Consider the following 21,772-nt stretch of genomic DNA (forward strand, 5'->3'; position numbering starts at 1 on the left):
GCGACCGGCTCAGCCGAACTCGTCTGAGACGAAGTAGCCCAACGGGACGCTGATGCCGGTGAGCACGAGGAACCAGACCAGGTAGCCGGATTCGGCGCCGAGGAGGAGGAAGGCCATCGCCACGACGACGGCGAGGAGCACCACGCCGAAGACCCTTTGGAAGAACGCCGCGAGTCCGGAGATCGCGTACTGGGCGGCGGCGAACAGTGCACCCGCGGCCCCGGCGACGAGCATTGAGACGCCGATCGCGACGATGCCCCAGAGGAGGTTGTCGAAGGTGCGTTCGGACCAGGCGTTCACGGCTGCCCAGGCCGAGGCGAGCGCGGAGTCCGCGGTCGTCGGTGCCGGGGAGCCCTGGTTCTCGGAGTCGGACTCGGCGGCTTCGGTTTCGGCCGGGTCGTCGGTGGGCGCGTCGGGGGTGGCCGAAGTGGTCTGCTCGACGACCTCGACGTTCGGGGTGGCGCTCGGGGCGAGGGTCCATCCTTGCTGCTCGAGCCATTGCTGGCCGCCGAACAGGGCGAAGATGGTCGCGATTCCGGAGAGGAGCGCGACGGTCCAGGCGAGGCCCTTCACGAACGTGGACAAGGTGTGCTGAACCTCCAGGGGCGCGGTGCTCGTGCGGGCGGGCACGACCGGTGCCGATCCTATTGGCATCGCGCCAATGGCGCGATGCCGCGCTGGAGGATCGGTCAGCGGTCGTCGCGCATCGCCAGGCAGCGGCGCACTTCCCACATGCGGTAGGCGATGTGGTCGGCCGTGTCGACTTCGGCGCTGCCGTTGCTGTGCGCCAGGCCTGCGGCCCAGAGGCATTGGGCGGCGTGGCGGGCGGCCATGAGCAGCGGGAGGTGCGCTTCGAGTTCGGTCGGCAGGTGCCGTACGGACCGGTAGCCGTCGAGGAAGGCGGCGCGGAGCCGTCTGAAGTGCGGGTAGTCGCTGAGGTTGCCGAGGACGGGGCCGAGGTCGGCGAGGTAGTGGCCCCAGCCGGTCTCGTCGAAGTCGATCACGCCGATGCTCCAGCCCCGTGTCGTGCGCTGGGGGTGGCAGTTGAGGAGGATGAAGTCGTGGTGGACGATCCCGTACGCCTCGGGGTCGGTGCCGAGGCGGTCGAAGAGCTCGGCGGTTTGGTCGGCGACGGTGTCGAAGACGGCGCGGTCGGCCGGGTTCAGCAGGTCGTGGAGGGGTCCGGGCCGGTAGGGCGAGTGCTCGGTGAAGAGCGCCCGGGCGTCCCAGGTGGGGAGGTGGAAGCCCGCGGGCGGGGTGAAGGATGCGGCGGCCCGGTGGAGGTGGCCCAGGGCGCGGCCGGTCTCGCGTACGCCGCTGAGTCCGAGGCCGGTTCCCGGGCGCTGGACGTGGCCGTCGACCCAGGTCAGCAGGTCGCAGTGGACGGTCGGCGCGTCGGGGACCGCGACGGTGAGGGCGCCGTCCTTGGCGGGCACCGGTTTCGGCACGCGGACGCCGGCGGCGGCCAGGTCGTCGTGGACGGCGTCCAGGTAGGCCAGTTCGGACCGGGTGTGGTCGGGGTGGCGGTACCGGGGCCGGTGGACGCGCAGGGCGTAGCGGCGGTCATCGGCGGCCGTGACCGCGTAGACGGCGTTGTTGAGGAGCCGGATCGGTGACACGGTGAGCGGTGCGGGGAGGTCGTAGGCGAGCAGGGCGGTCTCGGCCGCGGTGCTCGCCGCGTCGGCGTAGGCGGTGGGCGGCACGCGGTCTCCTTCGCTGGCGCACCGGTCGGTGCGTGGGGTGGGGCCATCACAGCAGACGCGCCGCCGGTGCGCAATCGGGTTTCGCGGGGCAGGAATGCGGTTGCGCCGCAAGCGCAACCGTGACGCGGGGGTGGCGCGTGGAGTACCCGTACGCGAAAGCAGTGGGCCCGTGCGGTTCGCGGGGCCCGACAAGAACGCGGAAGGACCGGCGATGCAGCGACAGACCACGGATGAGCGGTTTCAGAAGGTCGACAACTACCGCAGCGAGGAGGGCCTCGCGGTCCGGCAAGGGCTCTACGCCTACAAGACCCCCGACTACGATCTCCCCGGCGTCGTCATCTCGCGCCTCTCCGGGGAGCCGAAGCGGATCCTCGACGTCGGCTGCGGCAACGGCCGCTATACGACGCGCCTGCGCGAGGCGTTTCCCGGAGCGGAGGTGATCGGGGTCGACCTGGCCTCGGGGATTTTGGAGACCGTGCCGGAGCCGACGGTGGTCGCGGACGTCGCGGACCTGCCGTTCGAGGACGGTTCGGCCGACGTGGTGCTGGCGATGCACATGCTCTACCACGTGCCCGACATCCCGGCGGCGCTCGACGAGCTGCGGCGGGTGCTCGCCCCGGGCGGGGTCCTGTTCGTCTCGACGCTCGCCTCGGACGACAAGCACGAGTACGAGCCGCTCTGGCGAGAGGCAGCGAACGCGGTGCTCTGCACCGACCTGCGGCTGGCGCGCTCGGTCCTCCTCGACCGGTTCTCGCTGGAGATCGCCCGGTCGCTGGTGTCCGAGCGGTTCGGCTCGGTCGACCTGCACGATCTGCCCGGGGTGATCGAACTGCCCGAGCCGGGGCCGCTGATGGCGGCGTTCCGGTCCGAGGAGGACTTCTTCGCGCTGTCCCCGGATGACTTCGGGCGGCTCATGGACGAGATCGAGCGCCGGTTGGAGGCGCACTTCGCCGGTAGTGAGGTGCTGCGCATCACCAGCCGCAGCGGCATCCTCGAATGCCGGGACGCCAAGGGCTAGCCGAGTGCGTAAGGGGCTGGGAGCCGTTCGGCTCCCGGCCCCCTTTTTTTCGGTGTGACGCCCGCGTCGGATCGTTGGTGACACTAACGAATATGCTATCGTTAGCAACATGAACGTTAGTCGATCAAACGAATTTGGAGTGATCGCCATGAGCACCACCGAGATCAAGCCCTTCCGCATCGACATCCCGCAGGCCGACCTCGACGACCTCAACAACCGGCTCGCGAACACGCGCTGGCCCAACGAGGTCGACGACGCCGGGACCGACTACGGGTTCCCGCTCGCGCGGCTCAAGGCGCTCGCCGAGCACTGGCGCACCGGCTACAGCTGGCGCGAGCAGGAGGCGATGCTCAACGAGCTGCCGCACTTCACCACCGAGATCGAAGGCCAGAACATCCACTTCGTCCACGTCAGGTCCGCGAACCCCGACGCGGTGGCCCTGGTCCTCACGCACGGGTGGCCCGGTTCGTTCCTGGAGTTCCTGGACGTGATCGAGCCGCTCTCGCGCGACTTCCACCTGGTGATCCCCTCGATCCCCGGCTACGGCTTCTCCGGGCCGACCCACGAGGCGGGCTGGGGCGTCCCGCGCGTCGCCCGGGCATGGGCCGAGCTCATGCGCCGCCTCGGGTACGAACGCTATGGGGCGCAAGGCGGCGACTTCGGCGCGGGCGTCTCCACCGCGCTCGGCGCCCTCGCGCCCGAGCACGTGATCGGCGTGCACGTGAACTACCTGCCGACCCGGCCGGACCCCGACGCGGGCCCGCTCTCCGCATCGGACGAGGCCCGGCTCGACACGATCCGCCACCTCATGGCGAACCGGCCCCCGTACCAGGCGCTGCAGGCCCTGACGCCGCAGACGATCGGGTACGCGCTCACCGACTCGCCGGTGGGTCAGCTCGCGTGGATCGCCGAGCGGTTCGCGCAGTGGACGGACCCGGCCACCCCGGTGAGCGACGACCGGATGCTCACCGACGTCTCGCTGTACTGGCTGACGGCGACGGCGGCCTCCTCGGCGCGGCTGCACCGCGACACGCAGCGCGGTGCCACGCAGGGCGAGCCGTGCCGGGTGCCGCTCGGGGTGGCGGTGTTCGCGCACGACATCACCCTGTCGGTGCGGCCCTTGGCCGAGCGGCTGTTCGACGTGCGGCACTGGTCGGAGTTCGAGCGCGGCGGCCACTTCGCGGCGATGGAGGTCCCGGAGCTGCTCGCCGCGGATGTGCGGGAGTTCTTCCTGGCCCGCCTCAAGGAAGCCGCGTAGGCCGGGTTCACCCGAGCCGGTCGGCGACCGCGCGCATGGCACGGCCGAGCGCGCGGAGGTCGGCCGGCTCGACCGCGTCCACGAAGTGCTCGCGGACGGTCTCGAGATTGTCGCGGGCGGCGGCGTCGAGTGCCGCGGTTCCTTCGGCGGTGAGGGCGGCGAGGACGCCTCGCTTGTCGTCGGGGACGGTCTCGCGGCGGACGAGGCCGCGCGCTTCGAGGCGTTTGATCTGGTGGGAGAGGCGGCTGCGCGAGTAGTAGGCGAGCTCGGCGAGCTCGGCCATGCGCATCCTGCCTTCGGACTCGGAGAGGCGCACGAGGATCTCGAATTCGGCGAGGCTCAGGCCGTGCTGTTCGCGCAGGCGCTGGTCGAGGAGGTCGATGATCCGTATCGAGCCTTCGATGAAGGCGCGCCAGTCGCGTTGCTGGCCTGGGTCGAGCCATCGGGTCACCCGCCGATCGTAACAGTTGAAGGATTCAACCATTCGCGCTACGGTAGTTGAATTATTCAACTAGATGGGAGCGGTCATGAACGTCGAGGGCGCCTGGGTGATTCAGGAACGGGAAGCGGAGACCGTCGAGCGGCCCTCGCTGCGGCTCCTCGCGGACGCCGGGCACACCGGCGGCAGGCTCGGCGCGAACCGGCTCTCGCTCGAGCCCGGCGCGGCCGGGGCGCGACCGCACTTCCATGAGCGATCGGCCGAGGCGTTCTTCGTGATCAGCGGCTCCCTGCGGATGCTGATCGGGACCGAGGCGGTCACGGTGGAGGCAGGCGGCTACGCGGTGATCCCTCCTGGAGTCCACCATGCGTTCGCGGCCACCGCCGACGCCGGCGCCGACGTGCTGGTGACCATCGCGCCGGGGGTGGAGCGCTTCGCGTACTTCCGGCAGCTGCCCGACGTGCTCGCCGGGCGACTGCCGGAAGCGGAGGTCGCGGCGATGCACGAGCGCTACGACGTCCACTTCGTGCCGAGCCCGGCCTGGGACGCCGAACGCGGTTGAGCGGCAAGGCCGGTGCTCAGTCGGTCGCGACGAGGTGCTCGGCGTTGGCGAGTTTCTCCAGGCCCCAGGTCTGCCCGAACCCGAGGACCCACAGGCCGGTGGCGACGCGCTCGAGGAACCCCCACCCAGATCGCCTGCCGGTTGACGGTGACGGGGTGCGTCGGCATCGGTCGATCCTCGTCACGCTGCGTCGGAGTGTCAATCGGTTATGGCCCGGTGCGGGCGTAGTGGCGGCATTCGCCGGGGAAGTGGTGCTCCAGGCGGGCTTGGAGGATCGCGGCGGCGGCGTCGCCCATGGTGCGTTCGCCTACGGGGCGTTCGGGTTCGCGGTAGAGGTCGTCGGCGAGGCCTTCGATGAGGGCGGCGAGTTCGAGTGCGGTGAGGTCGGGGTCGGTCTCCGGTTCGACCTCACCGCACTCCTTGCCGTTCGCGACCGCTCGGGCGATCTGGGCGTGCACGATCGCGGCGGTCTGGCGCGCGACTTCGGCGATGGTGGGGTTGTCGAGCGAGCGGGCGCGGAAGACGCGGCCGACCCGGTACTCGCCGCGCCGGGCGTCGTCCAGCGGCCAGAGCTCGGGCATGCAGCGCAGGAGGATCGCGCGGATCGGCTGGTGGTCGGCTTCGCCGGCGGCGATGAGCCGCCCGACGCGGGCGAGCTGGTCGGCGGTCATGCCCTCGTAGGCGAAGAGGAGGAGTTCGTCCTTGGACTTGAAGTAGTGCTGGACGAGTCCGACCGAGATGCCGGCTTCGCGGGCGACGGCGGCCATGGTGGCGGCGTCGAAGCCGGCGTGGGCGATCATGCGCTGGACCGCTGCGGCGATCTGGGTGCGGCGGAGATCGTGGTCGGCGGTCCTGGGCATCCCTGAACCATATACCTGTATGGTTTTCATGTAGCCATATCCTCGTATGGTTATCGCCGCCTCCCACCACACCCTGGGGAACGCCATGTACACCAACGTCATCGCCGCCGCCCTCGCCGCGCTCGCACCCCTCACCGGTCCGCTGCCGCAAGCGCCGAGCCAGGACCAGACCGACCTCGTCACGGCCGTCGGCGACTACCTCGACGCGAGCTTCGCCGACGCCGGCGTCCCCGGCGCCGCCTACGCGATCCTCAGCGCCGACGGCGATGTGAACACCGCCTTCTGGGGCGAGGACGGCGACGGCGAACCGGTCGGCGAGGACACCCCGTTCCTGTGGGGGTCGGTCGCCAAGCCCGTCACCGCCACCGCCGCCATGACCCTCGTCGAGGACGGCCTGCTCGACCTCGACGAACCGGTCGTCACCTACCTGCCCGACTTCGCCCTCGCCAACACCGCGCACTCCGACCGCATCACCGTGCGGCACCTGCTCGAGCAGACCTCCGGCATCCCCGAGGGCACCGGCATCACCGACCGCTTCGAGCACCGCGACGACCCCTACGGCGACGCCGTCGCCGACCTCGCCGACGTCGACCCCATCGCCGAACCGGGCGAGGCCTTCGCATACGCCAGCGCGAATTACGTGGTGGCGGGTGCGGTGGTGGAGGCCGTGGCGGGGGTGCCGTATGTGGACTACCTGCGGTCGGCGGTGCTGGATCCGTTGGGGATGGATGGGGCGGTGTTGACGGCTGGTGATGCTGCGGGGGTGGCGGACGGGTTCGCGCCGGTGTTCGGGCGTGCGGCGCGGGTGGAGGCGCGGTTCGATGAGGCGGGTCCGAGTTATGGGTATCTGGGTGGGGACATCGGTGATCTGGCGGCGTTCGCGGGTGCGCATCTGGGTCGGGCGGCGGTGCCGGTGGTGTCGGGGGAGTCGTTGGCGCTCATGCATGGGGGTGCGGTCGGGGTGAGCGATTCGGTCGATTACGGGTTGGGGTGGCGGGTGGATTCGCGGAATGCGGATCTGGGGGTGTCGACGGTGTGGCACACGGGTGCGGCTCCGGGGTTCTCGGCGGGTGTGCTGTTGCTGCCGGAGTTGGGGAGGGCGTTGGTGGTGGCGCAGAACCGGTATGGGCATTTCGAGGAGGGGGTGTTGATCGGGGCGATGCTGGGCGCGGTGCGGATTCTGGCGGGGGGTGCGGCCGAGGAGCTCGCGGTCGATCCGCTGTACGTCGGGCTGCTGGCTGGTTTGTCGTTGCTGGTGGTTGCGGCGGTGGTGTTCGCGGTGTGGTCGGTGGTGCGGGTCGTGAAGCGTGCGGGGTCGGCGCGGGGCGGGGTGCGGGTGGTGGCGGGTGCGGTCTGCTGGGTGTTGGCGGCGGCGGTGGTGGCGTATGTGTCGTGGGTGGTGGTGCCGGGTTTGGCGCCGAGTCGGGTGTTGTTCTTTTTGCTGGCTCCGGATGTGGCGTGGTTGTTGACGGTGCTGGGTGTGGTCGGGGTGATTGTGGCGGTGTGTCGGGTGTGGCTGGGTTGGGTGCGTTGGCGGGGTCGTCCTGTGTGAGGGGTGGGTGAACGGGGCCGGCGCGGTGGCGTTGGCCCCGTTCGCTGTCGGTGGGGTGTTTAGCCGGCGATCCAGACGCTGAGGGGTTCGAAGCCGCCGAGGTCGGGGATGGAGCTGGAGCCGGGGACTTGGTAGGGGCCGCCGACGCAGTCGTCGTTGGCGAAGAGTGCGGCGCTTTGGGTGTGGGTGTTGATGGCGGAGTTGACGCGGCCGGCCCAGCCGTGGTCGACGAGGCTGACGCAGGTGCCGGGTTCGACGAGTGAGCTGACGTTGAATCGTGCGCCGGTGTAGTCGGTGCCTTCGTAGAGGCAGAGGGCTTCGTAGAGGTTGCAGTCGTCGGCGGTGGTGGTGTCGGGGGCGGCTGCGGCGGGGGTGGCGGTGGCGAGGAGTGCGGTGGCGGTGAGGGCGAGGAGGAGTGCGGGGGTTCGTTTGCGGGGGTTGGCGGGTCGGGTGTGCATGTGGTGGTGCTCCTTGGGTCGCGGGTTGCTTTGGCAGTCAAGCATATCGATGTTTGGGAGCGGTGTCATTATGTTGGGGCGGGCCGGTTTCGGATGGTTTGGGGACCGGCGGTCTCGCTTGCACGCTCGGTGATCGTGCGGGCTTTTTTACGCACCCGCAACGGGAGTTCATGCGGCCGTTCTTGACGTGAACGGCGGTGAAACATCGCGACCCTAGCTTGGACCCATAGCGGATACGACGCTGTATACGCACCTGTACACCGCCGCTGCCTGCGGCGACACCCCTTGCAGGCCCGGTCCCCATCGAGCCGGGACGCACACCCCGCGAAAGGTCGAACACCGCATGCCACAGCGTTTTACGTTCCCTGCCCGAGACCTCACCCGCACCCTCGCCGCCACCGCGGCCGTGACCGCGCTCGCCCTGACCTCGGCGTGCGGTTCGCGCGCCGGGGAGGAGACGGTCGCGGCCGAGTCGTGCGTGGACACCTCCGGCGACACGATCAAGGTCGGCGCCCTCAACTCCCTGTCCGGCACCATGTCCATCTCGGAGACCACGGTCCGCGACTCGATCTACCTCGCAGTGGACGAGATCAACGCCGCGGGCGGCGTGCAGGGCAAGCAGATCGAGATCGTCGCCGAGGACGGGGCCTCCGAGCCCACCGTGTTCGCCGAGAAGGCCGAGAAGCTCATCCGCGAGGACTGCGTCGCGGCCGTGTTCGGCGGCTGGACCTCGGCCTCCCGCAAGGCCATGCTCCCGGTCTTCGAGGACAACGACTCCCTGCTGTACTACCCGGTGCAGTACGAGGGCCTGGAGGCGTCGGAGAACATCTTCTACACCGGGGCGACCACGAACCAGCAGATCATCCCGGCCCTGGACTACCTCGCCGAGACCGGCGTCAAGTCCCTCTACCTGGTCGGCTCGGACTACGTGTTCCCCCGCACCGCGAACGCGATCATCAACGCCTATGCGGCCGACAAGGGCATCGAGATCGTCGGCGAGGACTACGCGCAGCTGGGCTCGGTCGAGTTCTCCACCATCGTGAACCAGGTCGGCGCCTCGGGCGCCGACGCGGTGTTCAACACCCTCAACGGCGACTCGAACGTCGCGTTCTTCCGCGAGTACGCCAACGTCGGCCTCACCGCAGCGGAGATGCCCGTCATGAGCGTCTCCATCGCCGAGGAGGAGGTCGGCGGCATCGGCATCGAGAACATCGAAGGCCAGCTGGCGGCCTGGAACTACTACCAGACCATCGAGTCCCCGGCGAACACCGCGTTCGTGGACGCGTTCAAGGCCGAGTACGGCGCCGAGCGGGTCACCTCCGACCCGATGGAGGCCGCCTACAACTCCGTGTACCTGTGGGCCGCGACCGCCGAGAAGGCCGGGTCGTTCGACGTCGCCGACATCCAGGCCAGCGCGGACGGGGTCTCGTTCGAGAGTCCTGAGGGGACTGTGGTGATCGACGGGGAGAACCACCACGTGACGAAGACGGCGCGGATCGGGGAGATCCGGGCGGACGGGCTGCTGTACACGGTGTGGGAGTCGGCGGGCGCGATCGATCCGGACCCGTTCCTGGAGGGCTACGCGTGGGCGTCTGACCTGCAGGTGAGCGAGTAGTCGTGCGGGCGATCGGGAGGGAGACACCATGGACCTGTTGGTAGGGCAGTTGTTCACCGGGTTGAGCACCGGTTCGATCCTGCTGCTGGCGGCGCTGGGCCTGTCGCTCACGTTCGGTCAGATGGGCGTGATCAACATGGCGCACGGCGAGTTCATCATGGCGGGCTGCTATACGGCGTACGTGGTGCAGCAGGCCGTGGGGGACGCCGGGTTGTCCCTCCTGATCGCCCTGCCCGTCGGCTTCCTGGTCGGCGGTGCGATGGGCCTGGTCCTGGAGTGGCTGCTGATCCGGCACCTGTACCACCGGCCGCTGGACACGCTGCTGGTGACGTTCGGTGTGGGTCTGGTGCTGCAGCAGGTGGCGCGGGATGTGTTCGGTGCTCCGGCGGTGAACGTGACGGTGCCGCAGTTCCTGCGCGGCGGTGTCGATCTGCTGGGTACGGCGGTGCCGAAGACGCGGTTGTTCATTCTGGCGCTGGCGGTGGTCGCCGTGGCGGTGGTGGCGCTGGTGCTGCGGTTCACGGCGGCGGGCCGGCGGATCCGCGCGGTCGTGGGGAACCGGGACTTGGCGGAGACGGCGGGGATCTCCTCTCGGGCGGTGGATGCGGGGACGTTCTTCATCGGCTCGGGTCTGGCCGGTGTGGCGGGGGTGGCGTTGACGCTGATCGGGTCGACGAGTCCAACCACGGGGCAGTCGTATCTGGTGGACGCGTTCCTGGTGGTGGTCGCGGGCGGGATGGGCCGGATCAAGGGCGCCGTGGTCGCGGCGGTCGCGCTGGGGACGTTCCAGGCCGTGTTCGAGACGTATTCGACGGCGTCGCTGGCGAAGGTCGGCGTGTTCGTCGTCATCGTCGTCTTCTTGCAGCTGCGCCCGCAGGGGTTGTTCACGCTGCGGACCAGGAGTCTGGCATGAGCAAGTTCCTTTCGACGCGGGCGGGCACGTGGGCGGGGTTCGGTGCCGCGGCGCTGGTCCTGTTCGGTGCGGCGCCGCTGCTGCTGTCGGGGTTCCGGTTGGGGCTGCTGGCGCAGTTCCTGTGCTACGCGATCGTGGCGGTGGGCATCGGCCTGGCCTGGGGGCGCGGCGGGATGCTGACCTTGGGGCAGGGCGTGTTCTTCGGCATGGGCGCCTACTTGATGGCGATGCACATGAAGATGGCCGACGCCGAGTTCCGGAACGGTGCCGGGGCGGTGCCGGACTTCATGGAGCTGGCCGGGATCCGGGAGCTGCCGGCGTACTGGGTGCCGTTCGCGTCGCCGGTGTTCACGATCGCGATGATCCTGGTGCTGCCCACCGCGTTCGCGGTGCTGCTGGGGTTCGCGGTGTTCAAGCGGCGCGTCAAGGGCGCCTACTTCGCGATCCTGTCCCAGGCCCTGGCGGGGGCGTTCGCGATCCTGCTCATCGGGCAGCAGTCGATGGGCGGGTTCAACGGGATGTCGCGGTTCCGGTACTTCTTCGGGTACAACCTCGACGACCCGGTCAACGAGCAGATGCTGTACTTCATCGCCGCCGGGGTGCTGCTGGTCGTCGTGGCGGTCGCGCTGCAGCTGCGGCGCTCCCGGTACGGGGAGCTGCTCGTCGCGGTCCGCGACGCCGAGGAGCGGGTCCGGTTCCTGGGGTACGACGCGGCGAACATCAAGGTGGTCGCGTACGCGGCGGCGGCGTTGTTCGCCGCCGTGGCCGGTGCGATCTTCGTGCCCGTGGTGGGGATCATCTCCCCGGCGAGCATCGGCATCGTGCCGTCCATCATGTTCATCCTCGGTGTCGCCATCGGCGGCCGCGCGAGCCTGGTCGGGCCCGTGGTCGGCGCATTGGCCGTCGCGTGGGCGCAGACCGCGCTCTCGGAGCAGTTCCCCTCGGCGTGGACGTACGCGCAGGGGCTGCTGTTCATCGTCGTCATCGCCCTGCTCCCCGGCGGGATCGCCTCGATCGCCGCCGCCACCAAGCGGTTCCGGAAGGAACCGGTCACCGCGGAGGCACCAGCATGAACTCGCACGCACTCACTTGCACCGGCATCACCGTCGACTTCGACGGGTTCCGGGCCGTCGACGGGGTCGACCTGACCCTGGACCGCGGGGAGGTCCACTTCCTCATCGGCCCCAACGGGGCCGGGAAGACCACCCTGGTGGACGCCGTCACCGGGCTCGCGAAGTACTCGGGTTCGGTCGTCAAGGACGGCGTAGAGCTGCGCGGCAGGAAGGTCCACCACATCGCCCGCCGCGGCATCGGCCGCACCTTCCAGACCGCCACCGTGTTCGAGCAGCTCACCGTCGCGCAGAACCTCGACATCGCCGCCGGTGCCGGGCGCTCCCCGTGGAGCCTCCTGCGGCGCCGCAAGGCCCTGCCCGACCAGGTGGTCGCCGTCATGGAGCAGATCGGCCTGGCCGGCCACGCCCAGACGCCCGCGGGCATCCTCGCGCACGGCCAGAAGCAGTGGCTGGAGATCGGGATGCTCCTCGTCGGCGACGCCGACGTCCTCCTCCTCGACGAGCCGATCGCCGGCATGGGCCACGAGGAGCGCGACACCACCGGGCGGCTGCTGCACGCCATCGCCGAAACCCGCGCCGTGGCCGTGGTGGAGCACGACATGGACTTCATGCGCGCCTTCGCGTCCCGCGTCACCGTCCTCCACGCCGGCCGCGTGCTGGCCGCCGGCTCGGTGGACGAGGTCGCGAACGACCCCCGCGTCCAGGAGGTCTACCTGGGCGCCGCCAACGAGCAGGAGACCATCGATGCTGCGACTGCGTAACCTCACCTGCGGGTACGGGCGCACCCCCGTCGTCCACGACGTCGACCTCGACGTCGGCGCCGACGAGGTCGTGGCCGTCATGGGCCACAACGGCGCCGGCAAGACCACGCTCCTGCGCGCGGTCGTCGGCCTCATCCCCGTCATGTCCGGCACCGTCGAACTCGACGGACAGCGCATCAACCGCGCCCCCGCCAACAAGCGCGTCAAAGCCGGCATGGCCTACGTGCCCCAGGGCCAGCAGTGCTTCGCGCACCTCACCGCGGGCGAGAACCTGCGGCTGGTCGCCGACGGCCGCAAGAACGGCAGGGCCCTCATCGACGCCCAACTCGACCTGTTCCCCGCCCTGCGCCCCCTCCTGGGACGCCAGGCCGGACTCCTCTCCGGCGGCCAGCGCCAGCAGCTGGCCATCGCCCGCGCGCTCATCACCGAGCCGCGGCTGCTCATCCTCGACGAGCCGACCGAGGGCATCCAGCCGAACGTCGTGGCCGAGATCGAGTCGACGATCGTGGCCCTGGCCTCGCGGGGCGGGCTGTCGGTGCTGCTGGTGGAGCAGCATCTGGGGTTCGCGTTGCAGGCGGCGGGCCGGTTCGCGGTGCTGCGGTCGGGCCGGGTCGCGTCCTCGGGGGCGACCGGTGCGGGCGCGGGGGAGCGGGTGCGGGAGGCGATGTCCATATGAGCGGTTTCACGGCACTGCCCGAGATGGACGGTCCGCTGGCGGGGCGCGTGTACGTGGCGCTGCGGGCGGACTTGATGGCGGGGCGGTACGAGCCGGGGAAGCGGTTGGGCGAGGAGCGGCTGGCCGGGAACTACGGGGTGTCGCGCACGCCGGTGCGGGAGGCGCTGAGCCGCCTGGCCGCCGACGGGCTCGTGTCCCGCGAGGTCGACGGCCTGTACCCGTACCGGCCCCGGATCGATCAGCTCAACGACTTGTACGAGGTGCGGCTCACGCTGGAGCTGCGGGGGCTGGCGCGGGCGGCGGCGGACCCGGAGGTCCGCCATGACGCGGATCTGCTGGGGCCGGAGCTGGAGCGGTGGTACCGGTTGCGGGACGCCCCGCCGGGCCCGGACGCGGGGTTCGTGGAGTCCGATGAGCGCTACCACCTGACGCTGCTGGCGGCGTCGGGGAATCCGCAGTTGGCCGAGTCGCTGCAGGCGGTGAACAACCGGATCCGGCCGGCGCGGATGTTCGACTACTTCACCGCCGAGCGGATGGCCGACACCATCGCCGAGCACATCCAGATCGCCGAAGGCGCCCTCGAGGGGCGGTACGAGGAGGCCACGCAGGTCCTCACCCGCCACATCGAGACGTCGCGGCAGATCGTCGTCGGCCGAGCCGAGGCCGCCCTGACGTGGGCGCACCTGGCGAACGCCGTCCGCCCCTGACCTCCCCCCTTTTTTCCTTTTGAGAGCGAGACCTGTCGTGTTCGACCGCATCCTCATCGCCAACCGCGGCGAGATCTCCCGGCGCATCACCCGCACCGCCCACCGGCTCGGCATCCGCACGGTCGCCGTCTACTCCGACGTCGACGCGGCCTCGCTGCATGTGCGGGACGCGGACGAGGCGGTGTGCGTGGGCCCGGCCGCGCCGGCCGAGTCGTATCTGAACGTGGACGCGATCTTGTCCGCGGCGAAGGACACCGGCGCGCAGGCCGTGCACCCGGGGTACGGGTTCCTGGCCGAGAACGCGGCGTTCGCGCGCCGCTGCGCCGAAGCCGGACTCGTGTTCATCGGCCCCACCCCGGGCCAGTTGGAGCTGTTCGGCGACAAGGTCACCGCGCGCGAGGCCGCCGCCGCGGCGGGGGTGCCGCTCGCGGCCGGCACCGCCGCGCTCCCCACGGTGGAGGACGCGCTCGACGCGGCGGCCCAGGTGGGGTACCCGGTGATCGTGAAGGCCTCCGCGGGCGGGGGCGGGATCGGCATGCGCGTCGCCGAGGACGCGGCGGGCCTGGCCGACGTGTTCGCCACCGTCAAGCGCCTGGCCGCCGACAACTTCGGGGACGACGCGGTCTACCTGGAACGGTACGTGCGCCGCGCCCGGCACGTGGAGGTGCAGGTCTTCGGCGACGGGGCCGGGCGGGTCGTGAGCCTGGCCGACCGCGACTGCACACTGCAGCGGCGCCACCAGAAGGTCATCGAGGAGGCCCCCGCCCCCGGCCTGCCCGACCGGGTGCGCGAGCAGATGCACGCCGCCGCCCGGGCCCTGGCGGCCTCGGCCGCGTACCAGTCCGCGGGGACCGTCGAGTTCATCTACGACGCCGAACGCGAGGAAGCGTCCTTCCTGGAGTTCAACACGCGCCTCCAGGTCGAGCACCCCGTGACCGAGCAGATCCTCGGCATCGACCTCGTGGAGTGGATGATCCGCGCCGCCGCCGGCGACACCGCGTTCCTCGAAGGGCTGCCCGACGCCGGGCCGCCCGTGCGCGGCGCCGCCGTCGAAGCGCGCGTCTACGCCGAAGACCCCGCCCGCGACCACCTCCCCTCCGCGGGGCTCCTCACCTGCGTCGACCTCCCCGAGGACGCCCGGGTCGACACGTGGATCCAGCGGGGCCTGGACGTCCCGGCGACCTACGACCCGATGCTCGCCAAGATCATCACCCACGCCGGCACCCGCGACGGCGCCTGGGCCGGCCTCGCGAAAGCCCTGGGGGCGACCAGGATCGAAGGCGTCCACACCAACCTCGGGCAGCTGCGCGCCGCCGCCGCCGACGAGCGCGTCGCCCGAGTGCGGCACGACACCGGGACCGTGGCCACCATCCGCGACACCTCCCCGCGCATCGACGTCCTGACCGCCGGGGTCCTCACCACCGTCCAGGACTTCCCCGGCCGCATCGGCCACTGGCAGGTCGGCGTCCCCCCGTCGGGGCCCATGGACGACTACTCGTTCCGGCTCGGCAACCGCGCCCTCGGCAACCCCGAAGGCGCCCCCGGCCTCGAATGCACCATCACCGGACCCACCCTCCGGTTTTCCACGGCCGCAACGGTATGCGTCACCGGCGCGCCCGCACCGGTCACCCTCGACGGTGCGCCCGTCCCGCAGTGGGAACCCCTCGACGTGCCCGCCGGGGGCGTCCTCGCCGTCGGCGCCGTCCACGACGCCGGCGCCCGCACCTACGTGCTCTTCCGCGGCGGCCTCGACGTCCCCACGTTCCTCGGCTCCGCCTCGACCTTCCCGCCCGGGCGCATCGGCGGCTACACCGGCGACCAGCTCCGCACCGGCGACCGCCTCCTCCCCGGCGCCCCCGCAGGCGACCCCGCCGGGCCCGTACCCGCAGCCGAACGGCCCGCCTTCGGCCACACCTGGGACCTCGCCGTCACCCCCGGGCCGCAGCCGGCCCCGCACTACTTCACCACCGCCGACATGGAGCGGATCTACGCCGCCGACTGGAGCGTCCAAGTCCACGCCGGACGATCCGGGGTGCGCCTGGACGGGCCCCGACCCGGGTGGGCGCGCACCGACGGCGGCGAAGCCGGACTCCACCCCTCCAACCTGCACGACAACCCCTACTCGGTCGGCACGGTCAACTTCACCGGCGACACCCCCGCACTCCTGGGCCCCGACGGGCCCAGCCTCGGCGGGTTCGCGTGCCCGTTCACCGTGACCACCTCGGACCGGTGGAAGCTCGGGCAGCTGCGCCCGGGCGACACCGTCCGCTTCATCCCCGTCGCCGAAGCCGAGGCCGACCGGCTCCGCGCCCACCCCGTCGCCGCACCCGTCCCCCTCGTCAACGCCGCCGCCGACGACGCGACACTCGCCGCCGTCGAACCCGACGGCGACCGCCCCGCCGTCGCCTACCGCCGCGCCGGCGACGACGCGATCCTCCTCGAATACGGGCCCATGCACCTGGACCTGGGCCTGCGCATGCGCGTCGGCGCGCTCATGGACGCCCTCGGGGCCGCGGCCCCGCCCGGCCTCATCGACACCACCCCCGGCGTCCGCTCCCTCCACCTGCACGTCGACCCCGACGTCCTCCCCATCCGGTCACTGACCGGGCTCCTGGTCGAACTCGAGCAGGACCTGCCCGACATCAACGACATGACCGTGCCCTCCCGCGAAGTGCGCCTCCCGATCTCCTGGAACGACGCCGTCGTCGACGAGGCCATCGCCCGCTACGCCACCAACGTCCGCGACGACGCCCTCTTCAACCCCTCCAACATCGAGTTCATCCGCCGCATCAACGGCCTCGACGCCATCGAAGACGTCGCGAACATCGCCACCAGCGCCGAATGGCTCGTCCTGGGACTGGGCGACGTCTACCTCGGCGCGCCCGCCGCCGTCCCGGTCGACCCCCGGCACCGGCTCGTCACCACCAAGTACAACCCCGCCCGCACCTGGACCGCCGAAGGCACCGTCGGCATCGGCGGCTCCTACATGTGCATCTACGGCATGGACTCGCCCGGCGGCTACCAGCTGGTCGGCCGCACCGCCCCCATCTGGGCCGGCCTGCGCGACCTCGCGTCCTTCCACGACGGCCTCCCGTGGCTGCTGCGGTTCTTCGACCGCGTCGTCTTCGAACGCGTCACCGAAGCCGAACTCGCCGAGTGCCGCCGCGAACTCGCCGCCGGACGCGCCCAGATCGACATCCGCCCCGGCACCTTCGCCTACGCCGACTACCGGCGGCTCCTGTCCGACAACGCCGCCGAGATCGGCGCCTTCCAGACCCGCCAGGCCGCCGCATTCGAAGCCGAACGGCAACGCTGGGCCGACGCCGGCGAATTCGACCGCGACCACGCCGAGGCCGCACCCGCCACCGGCACCACCGTCGACCTCGCCCCGGGTGAGACCCTCGTCGAAGCGCCCATGGCCGCCAGCGTCTGGCGCGTCAACGCCGCCGCAGGCGACACCGTCCACGCCGGCGACACCGTCGTCGTCCTCGAAGCGATGAAACTGGAGATGCCCGTGACCGCACCCGTCACCGGCACCGTCACCCGCGTCCTCGCCCGCCCCGGCGGGCAGGCCGCACCCGGCACACCGCTGCTCGTCATCGCCGCGCCCTAGCCGACCACACCTGACAGGGGAACCCGTGAACACCAGCGCCGCCGCACGCGTCCGCGCCGCCCTCGACCGCCTCGAACGCAGTGAGCGGCCCGAAGCGTGGATCGCACTGCGCGCCGAGGACGACCTCCTCGCCGAAGCCGCACGCATCGACGCCGCCGCGCTCGCCGGCCAGGACCTGCCGCTGGCCGGGACCGTGTTCGCCGTCAAGGACAACATCGACGTCGCCGGACTGCCCACCACCGCCGCCGCCCCCTCCTTCGCGTACGAGCCGGCGCGGGACGCGACCGCGGTCGCCCGGCTGCGCGCGGCCGGCGCGATCTGCCTGGGCAAGACCAACCTCGACCAGTTCGCCACCGGCCTGGTCGGCACCCGCAGCCCCTACGGGGCCGTCCGGTCCGCCGCCGACCCCCGCCTGATCTCCGGCGGCTCCTCCTCGGGGTCCGCCGTGGCCGTCGCGCTGGGCATCGCCGACTTCGCGCTCGGCACCGACACCGCCGGGTCCGGGCGCGTCCCCGCCGCCCTCAACGGCCTCATCGGCATCAAAGCGACCCTCGGGCTCGTCCCCGTCGACGGCGTCGTCCCCGCCTGCGCCTCCTACGACTGCCTCACCGTGTTCGCCCCAGGCATCGACCTCGCCGCGCTCGCGATGCGGACCATGACCGGGCCCAGCCCCGCCGACCCCGCCTCACGCCCCTGGCCCGCCGATGCCCCGCTCGCCGCGCCCCCGGCACCGCGCATCGCCCTCCCTGCACCGGCCGCGCTCGCCGGGCTCGACCCCGACTTCGCGCCGCTGTGGGAGGCCGCGGTCGACCGGTGCCGGGACGCCGGCGCCACCGTCGAGACGATCGATGTGCAGCCGCTGCTGGACGCCGCGCTCCTGCTCTACGAAGGCGCCCTCGTCGCCGAGCGGTTCGCCGCGTTCGGGGAGCATCTGGACACCGACGACGCCGACCCCACCGTCGCCGCGATCGTCCGCGCCGCCGTCAAGTTCTCCGGCGCCGACCTCGCCGCCGACCAGCAGCGCCTGCGTGCCGTCCGCCGCGACGCCGCCGCACTGCTGGCCGGGTTCGACGCGCTCCTGCTGCCCACCGCGCCCCTGCACCCGTCCCTGGCCGAGGTCGCCGCCGACCCCATCGGCGTCAACGCCCGCATGGGCACCTACACGAACTTCGTGAACCTCCTGGACATGGCAGCCGTCGCCGTCCCCGCCGGAACCACCGGCACGAAAGGGTTCGGCGTCAGCCTCATCGTCCCCGCCTTCCACGACCAGGTCGCCCTCGACCTCGCCGCGACCCTCCAAGGGGTCGGCGCGCCGCTGTTCGCCCCGGCCGGGGCCGACCTCGTCGTCTTCGGCGCCCACCTCACCGGGGAGCCTCTCAACCACCAGCTCACCGACCTCGGCGCCCGCTACGGCGGCACCATCCGCACCGCACCGGCCTACCGGATGTACGCCCTGGACACGCACCCGCCCAAACCCTTCGTCATCCGCGACAGCGACGGCGGTGCGCGTCTGCCCGGTGAGCGCTGGCTGCTCAGCCCGGCCGCGCTCGGCCGGTTCCTGGCCGCCCTCCCCGCACCCATGACGCTCGGTGCCGTCGAACTCGACGACGGCACCTGGGCCACCGGGTTCTGCGCCCACCCGGCCTCGGGCACCGACATCACCGCGGCGGGCGGCTGGCGGGCCCACCGGCGGTGACGACCTACGATGGGCCGCACCGACGACAGAGGAGCCCCATGCGCGACCGATACGACCCCACCGCGGAGGCCCTGGCCCGGATCGAACGCAAACTCGACCTGGTCATGCAGCATCTCGACCTCCACGACTACGCCCCGCCCGCCCCCGACCCCCTCACCGAGGTCCGGGCGCTCATCGGCCAGGGCAAGAAGATCCAGGCCGTCAAGGCGTACCGCGACCTCACCGGCGTCGGCTTGAAAGAAGCGAAGGACGCCGTCGAGATGCTCGAACAGCGGCGCTGAACACCACACGGGCCCGGCCCCATGCCGGGCCCGCGCGCGCCGCAGGGAACGCCGGCCCGCACGGGGTGCGGCCGGTAGCCGCACGTGGACGTGACGGTCACTGGGGGGATTCGGGTAGGGTCGCGGCCATGAAACCCCCGCCGCAGCCGACGGTCCGCCGCGCCCTCATCGCCGCCGTGTGGCTCGCGTGCGTCGCCGTCGGTCTGCTCGCGGCCGTGTGGGCCGTCGGCTGGGCCGTCGAAGGCGGCCCGCAGCCGAGCGTGGCCACCGTCGCCTCCGCGACCCGCCTGGACTTCCCCGAGGGCACCGAGGTCACCGAGTCGGACCTGTCGCAGATGGAGTCGCCCGGCCCCGGCGACCGGGCCGAGGTCACCGTCGAGATCCCCTCGGACGCGTTCGACGACTTCATCGCCGACAACGCGATGGAGGCGCCGCTGCTGGCCGGGAGGACCCCCAATGGCAGCACCACCGGGATCATTCCGGCCGCGTGCACGGACGAGATCTGCTACGCCGCGAACATCATCGTCCAGGAGGACGCCGTCACCGTCCAGCTCGACGTCACCCTCATCTGACCGCGCGCCTTCGGGCCCTAGGCGAACAGGGCCGGCTCGCCCCGTTCGAGGTTCAGCAGCCGCTCCTTGCGCCACAGGCCCCCGGCGTAGCCGGTGAGCTTCCCGTTCGAGCCGATCACCCGGTGGCAGGGGACGACGATCGCGATCGGGTTGCGCCCGTTCGCCAGCCCCACCGCGCGCACCGCCTTGCGGTCCCCGAGCCGCACCGCGATGTCCAGATAGGACACGGTCTCGCCGTAGGGGATGCGGGACAGCTCGGTCCACACGCGGTGCTGGAACGCGGTGCCCTGCGCCGCCAGCGGCAGGTCGAACTCCTTCAAGTCGCCCGCGAAGTACGCCTCGAGCTGGTCGACCGCGGCCTCCAGCACCGGCGTGGCCTCCTCGGGCCCCCACGCGTCCTTCATCTCCTCCACACCCATGTGGACGCAGGTGACGCCCTCGTCGACCGCCGAGACGGCCATCAGCCCCAGCGGGGACTCCATCGTCAGATGCCTGGCACTGCTGTTCATCACACGCTCGCTTTCACTTCGGTCGGGAGGTGGTTCGTCGGATGCTCACTGGAGGCCCACAGGTACTGGACCGCGTATGCCCGCCACGGCCGCCACGCCTGCGACCGGGCTTCCAGTGCACGCCCGGCCCCCAGTTCCAGGTGCCGGGCGCCCTTGATCACGCCCAGGTCCTTCACCGGGAACGCGTCCGGGTCGCCCAGGGCCCGCATCGCGATCATCTCGATCGTCCACGGCCCCACCCCCGGCACGTCCGCCAGGTCCCGGCGGGCCTTCGCCCAGTCCGCGCCCGGCCCCACCTCCACCCGGCCCTCCGCCAGGGCCCGCGCCAGCGCCAGCACGGTGGCCTTGCGTTTGCCGGGCATCGGCAGGTGGGCGGGGTCGGCTTCGGCCAGCGCCTGGGGTGCGGGGAAGAGGCGGGTGAGGCCGCCGTCGGGGTCCTCGACCGGTTCGCCGTAGCGTTCGGCCAGGCCCGCGGCGATCGTCGCGGCGGAGGCGGTGGCGATCTGCTGGCCGATGACGGCGCGGATCGCGTACTCGGGGCCGTCGGCTTTGCGCGGGACGCGCCGGCCGGGGGTCTTGGCGACCAGGGGGGCGAGCACGGGGTCGTGGGCGAGGGCCTCCATGGGGGCGTGGGGGTCGGCGTCCAGGTCCAGGGCGCGGCGGCAGCGGGCGACCGCGGCGGTCACGTCCCGCAGGTCGGCGACTCTGAGGCGGCATTCGATGTAGCCCGGTCCGGGGCGCAGGGCGGCGGTGCCGGGGCCGTGGGGCAGGCGCAGGGTGCGGCGGTAGGCGCCGTCCCGCCATTCCTCGACGCCGGGGGCCGCGGCGGCGGCGAGGTGGCCGAACAGGTTGGAGGGTTCGAACGGTTCGCGGTAGGCCAGGCGCAGCGTGATCGCGCCCCCGCCGGTCACATTGCGGCCCTTGGCTTTGGTGCGCAGTTCGGTGGGGGAGCAGGCGAAGACCTCGGCGACGACGCGGTTGAACGCCCTGATGGAGGCGAATCCGGCGGCGAAGGCGACCTGGCCCATGGGCAGGTCGGTGCTCTCGATGAGGGTGCGGGCCACTTGGGCGCGCTGGGCGCGGGCCAGTGCGGCCGGTCCGGCGCCGACTTCGGCGATGAGGAGCCGCTCGAGCTGGCGCAGGGAGTAGCCCAGGCGGGAGGCCAGGCCGGCGGCGCCGTCGCGGTCGACGACGCCTTCGCCGATGAGGCGCATGGCGCGGGCGCACACGTCGGTGCGCCAGTCCCAGGCCGGCGAGCCGGGGGAGGCGTCGGGGCGGCAGCGCTTGCACGCCCGGTAGCCGGCGTCCTGGGCCGCGGCCGCGGACGGGTAGAACCGTTGGTGCTCGCGCTTGGGTTTGACGGCGGGGCAGGAGGGGCGGCAGTAGATGCGGGTGGAGGTGACGGCGAGGAACACCCAGCCGTCGAAGCGGGCGTCGCGTCCGGCGACGGCGGCCTGCAGCCGCTCCTCGTCGCCGATGATCGCTTGGTAGTCCATGCCACCAAGA

General features: G+C 71.7%; 22 protein-coding genes. 14 read left to right on the forward strand and 8 right to left on the reverse strand.

Going from position 1 to position 21,772, the window contains the following annotated elements:
* Positions 1–9: 9 nt before the first annotated feature.
* Entirely contained in the window at positions 10–630 is a 621-nt protein-coding gene (locus tag QWI33_RS23770; protein ID WP_289959447.1) for a hypothetical protein, read from the reverse strand.
* A 59-nt stretch (positions 631–689) separates the two neighbouring features.
* The gene (locus QWI33_RS23775; RefSeq protein ID WP_289959449.1) at positions 690–1,703 is read right to left on the reverse strand and encodes a phosphotransferase enzyme family protein; all 1,014 of its coding nucleotides are present in this window, start codon (positions 1,701–1,703) and stop codon (positions 690–692) included.
* 211 nt (positions 1,704–1,914) lie between these two features.
* On the opposite strand from QWI33_RS23775, the gene QWI33_RS23780 reads away from it, so the two are divergent.
* Both QWI33_RS23780 and QWI33_RS23785 read left to right on the forward strand, forming a co-directional pair.
* On the forward strand, positions 1,915–2,721 hold the full coding sequence (locus QWI33_RS23780) for a class I SAM-dependent methyltransferase (protein ID WP_289959450.1): 807 nt from the start codon (positions 1,915–1,917) through the stop codon (positions 2,719–2,721).
* A 148-nt stretch (positions 2,722–2,869) separates the two neighbouring features.
* The gene (locus QWI33_RS23785; RefSeq protein ID WP_289959452.1) at positions 2,870–3,979 is read left to right on the forward strand and encodes an epoxide hydrolase family protein; all 1,110 of its coding nucleotides are present in this window, start codon (positions 2,870–2,872) and stop codon (positions 3,977–3,979) included.
* A 7-nt stretch (positions 3,980–3,986) separates the two neighbouring features.
* On the opposite strand, the gene QWI33_RS23790 is transcribed toward QWI33_RS23785, so the two are convergent.
* On the reverse strand, positions 3,987–4,430 hold the full coding sequence (locus tag QWI33_RS23790) for a MarR family winged helix-turn-helix transcriptional regulator (protein WP_289959453.1): 444 nt from the start codon (positions 4,428–4,430) through the stop codon (positions 3,987–3,989).
* Positions 4,431–4,506: 76 nt separating this feature from the next.
* Here QWI33_RS23790 and QWI33_RS23795 point away from each other — a divergent pair, with 76 nt between their 5' ends.
* Entirely contained in the window at positions 4,507–4,980 is a 474-nt protein-coding gene (locus QWI33_RS23795; protein WP_289959454.1) for a cupin domain-containing protein, read from the forward strand.
* Between the two features lie 16 nt (positions 4,981–4,996).
* Here QWI33_RS23795 and QWI33_RS23800 read toward each other — a convergent pair whose 3' ends face one another.
* Positions 4,997–5,164: a hypothetical protein gene (locus tag QWI33_RS23800; RefSeq protein WP_289959455.1), complete on the reverse strand. Its 168-nt coding sequence runs from the start codon at positions 5,162–5,164 to the stop codon at positions 4,997–4,999.
* A 22-nt stretch (positions 5,165–5,186) separates the two neighbouring features.
* Complete coding sequence (locus QWI33_RS23805) at positions 5,187–5,840, reverse strand: TetR/AcrR family transcriptional regulator (protein ID WP_289959456.1); 654 nt, start codon at positions 5,838–5,840, stop codon at positions 5,187–5,189.
* Positions 5,841–5,925: 85 nt separating this feature from the next.
* Between QWI33_RS23805 and QWI33_RS23810 the strand changes: the two genes are divergently transcribed.
* Positions 5,926–7,392: a serine hydrolase domain-containing protein gene (locus QWI33_RS23810; RefSeq protein ID WP_289959457.1), complete on the forward strand. Its 1,467-nt coding sequence runs from the start codon at positions 5,926–5,928 to the stop codon at positions 7,390–7,392.
* Positions 7,393–7,451: 59 nt separating this feature from the next.
* Here QWI33_RS23810 and QWI33_RS23815 read toward each other — a convergent pair whose 3' ends face one another.
* Positions 7,452–7,850, reverse strand: coding sequence for a peptidase inhibitor family I36 protein (locus QWI33_RS23815; RefSeq protein ID WP_289959458.1), 399 nt, complete (start codon positions 7,848–7,850; stop codon positions 7,452–7,454).
* 343 nt (positions 7,851–8,193) lie between these two features.
* Between QWI33_RS23815 and urtA the strand changes: the two genes are divergently transcribed.
* From urtA to QWI33_RS23865, 10 genes are all read left to right on the forward strand, one after another.
* Positions 8,194–9,465: an urea ABC transporter substrate-binding protein gene (gene urtA, locus QWI33_RS23820; RefSeq protein WP_289959459.1), complete on the forward strand. Its 1,272-nt coding sequence runs from the start codon at positions 8,194–8,196 to the stop codon at positions 9,463–9,465.
* 28 nt (positions 9,466–9,493) lie between these two features.
* Positions 9,494–10,378, forward strand: a complete 885-nt coding sequence (urtB, locus tag QWI33_RS23825) for an urea ABC transporter permease subunit UrtB (protein WP_289959460.1) — start codon at positions 9,494–9,496, stop codon at positions 10,376–10,378.
* Positions 10,375–11,451 (forward strand): urea ABC transporter permease subunit UrtC, encoded by a 1,077-nt coding sequence (urtC, locus tag QWI33_RS23830; RefSeq protein WP_289959461.1) that lies wholly within the window; start codon positions 10,375–10,377, stop codon positions 11,449–11,451. The genes urtB and urtC overlap by 4 nt, the downstream gene beginning before the upstream one ends.
* Positions 11,448–12,212 carry an urea ABC transporter ATP-binding protein UrtD gene (gene urtD, locus QWI33_RS23835; protein WP_289959462.1) on the forward strand — a complete coding sequence of 255 codons (765 nt, stop codon included), beginning with the start codon at positions 11,448–11,450 and terminating at the stop codon, positions 12,210–12,212. The genes urtC and urtD overlap by 4 nt, the downstream gene beginning before the upstream one ends.
* On the forward strand, positions 12,196–12,888 hold the full coding sequence (urtE, locus tag QWI33_RS23840; protein WP_289959463.1) for an urea ABC transporter ATP-binding subunit UrtE: 693 nt from the start codon (positions 12,196–12,198) through the stop codon (positions 12,886–12,888). Before urtD ends, urtE begins: the two co-directional genes overlap by 17 nt.
* Positions 12,885–13,595 carry a GntR family transcriptional regulator gene (locus QWI33_RS23845; protein ID WP_289959464.1) on the forward strand — a complete coding sequence of 237 codons (711 nt, stop codon included), beginning with the start codon at positions 12,885–12,887 and terminating at the stop codon, positions 13,593–13,595. The genes urtE and QWI33_RS23845 overlap by 4 nt, the downstream gene beginning before the upstream one ends.
* A gap of 37 nt (positions 13,596–13,632) precedes the next feature.
* On the forward strand, positions 13,633–17,208 hold the full coding sequence (uca, locus tag QWI33_RS23850) for an urea carboxylase (protein WP_289959465.1): 3,576 nt from the start codon (positions 13,633–13,635) through the stop codon (positions 17,206–17,208).
* Positions 17,209–17,233: 25 nt separating this feature from the next.
* Positions 17,234–18,904, forward strand: a complete 1,671-nt coding sequence (atzF, locus tag QWI33_RS23855; RefSeq protein WP_289959466.1) for an allophanate hydrolase — start codon at positions 17,234–17,236, stop codon at positions 18,902–18,904.
* Between the two features lie 38 nt (positions 18,905–18,942).
* Positions 18,943–19,185, forward strand: coding sequence for a ribosomal protein L7/L12 (locus QWI33_RS23860; RefSeq protein ID WP_289959467.1), 243 nt, complete (start codon positions 18,943–18,945; stop codon positions 19,183–19,185).
* A gap of 128 nt (positions 19,186–19,313) precedes the next feature.
* Positions 19,314–19,757 carry a hypothetical protein gene (locus QWI33_RS23865; protein WP_289959468.1) on the forward strand — a complete coding sequence of 148 codons (444 nt, stop codon included), beginning with the start codon at positions 19,314–19,316 and terminating at the stop codon, positions 19,755–19,757.
* 17 nt (positions 19,758–19,774) lie between these two features.
* Here the strand turns inward: QWI33_RS23865 and QWI33_RS23870 are convergent, their stop codons facing one another.
* Entirely contained in the window at positions 19,775–20,266 is a 492-nt protein-coding gene (locus QWI33_RS23870) for a methylated-DNA--[protein]-cysteine S-methyltransferase (RefSeq protein WP_289959469.1), read from the reverse strand.
* A complete protein-coding gene (locus tag QWI33_RS23875) occupies positions 20,266–21,762 on the reverse strand; it encodes an AlkA N-terminal domain-containing protein (RefSeq protein ID WP_289959470.1) in 1,497 nt (498 codons plus the stop codon). The genes QWI33_RS23870 and QWI33_RS23875 overlap by 1 nt, the downstream gene beginning before the upstream one ends.
* Positions 21,763–21,772: the final 10 nt, after the last annotated feature.

This window comes from Glycomyces tritici (genome assembly GCF_030403505.1).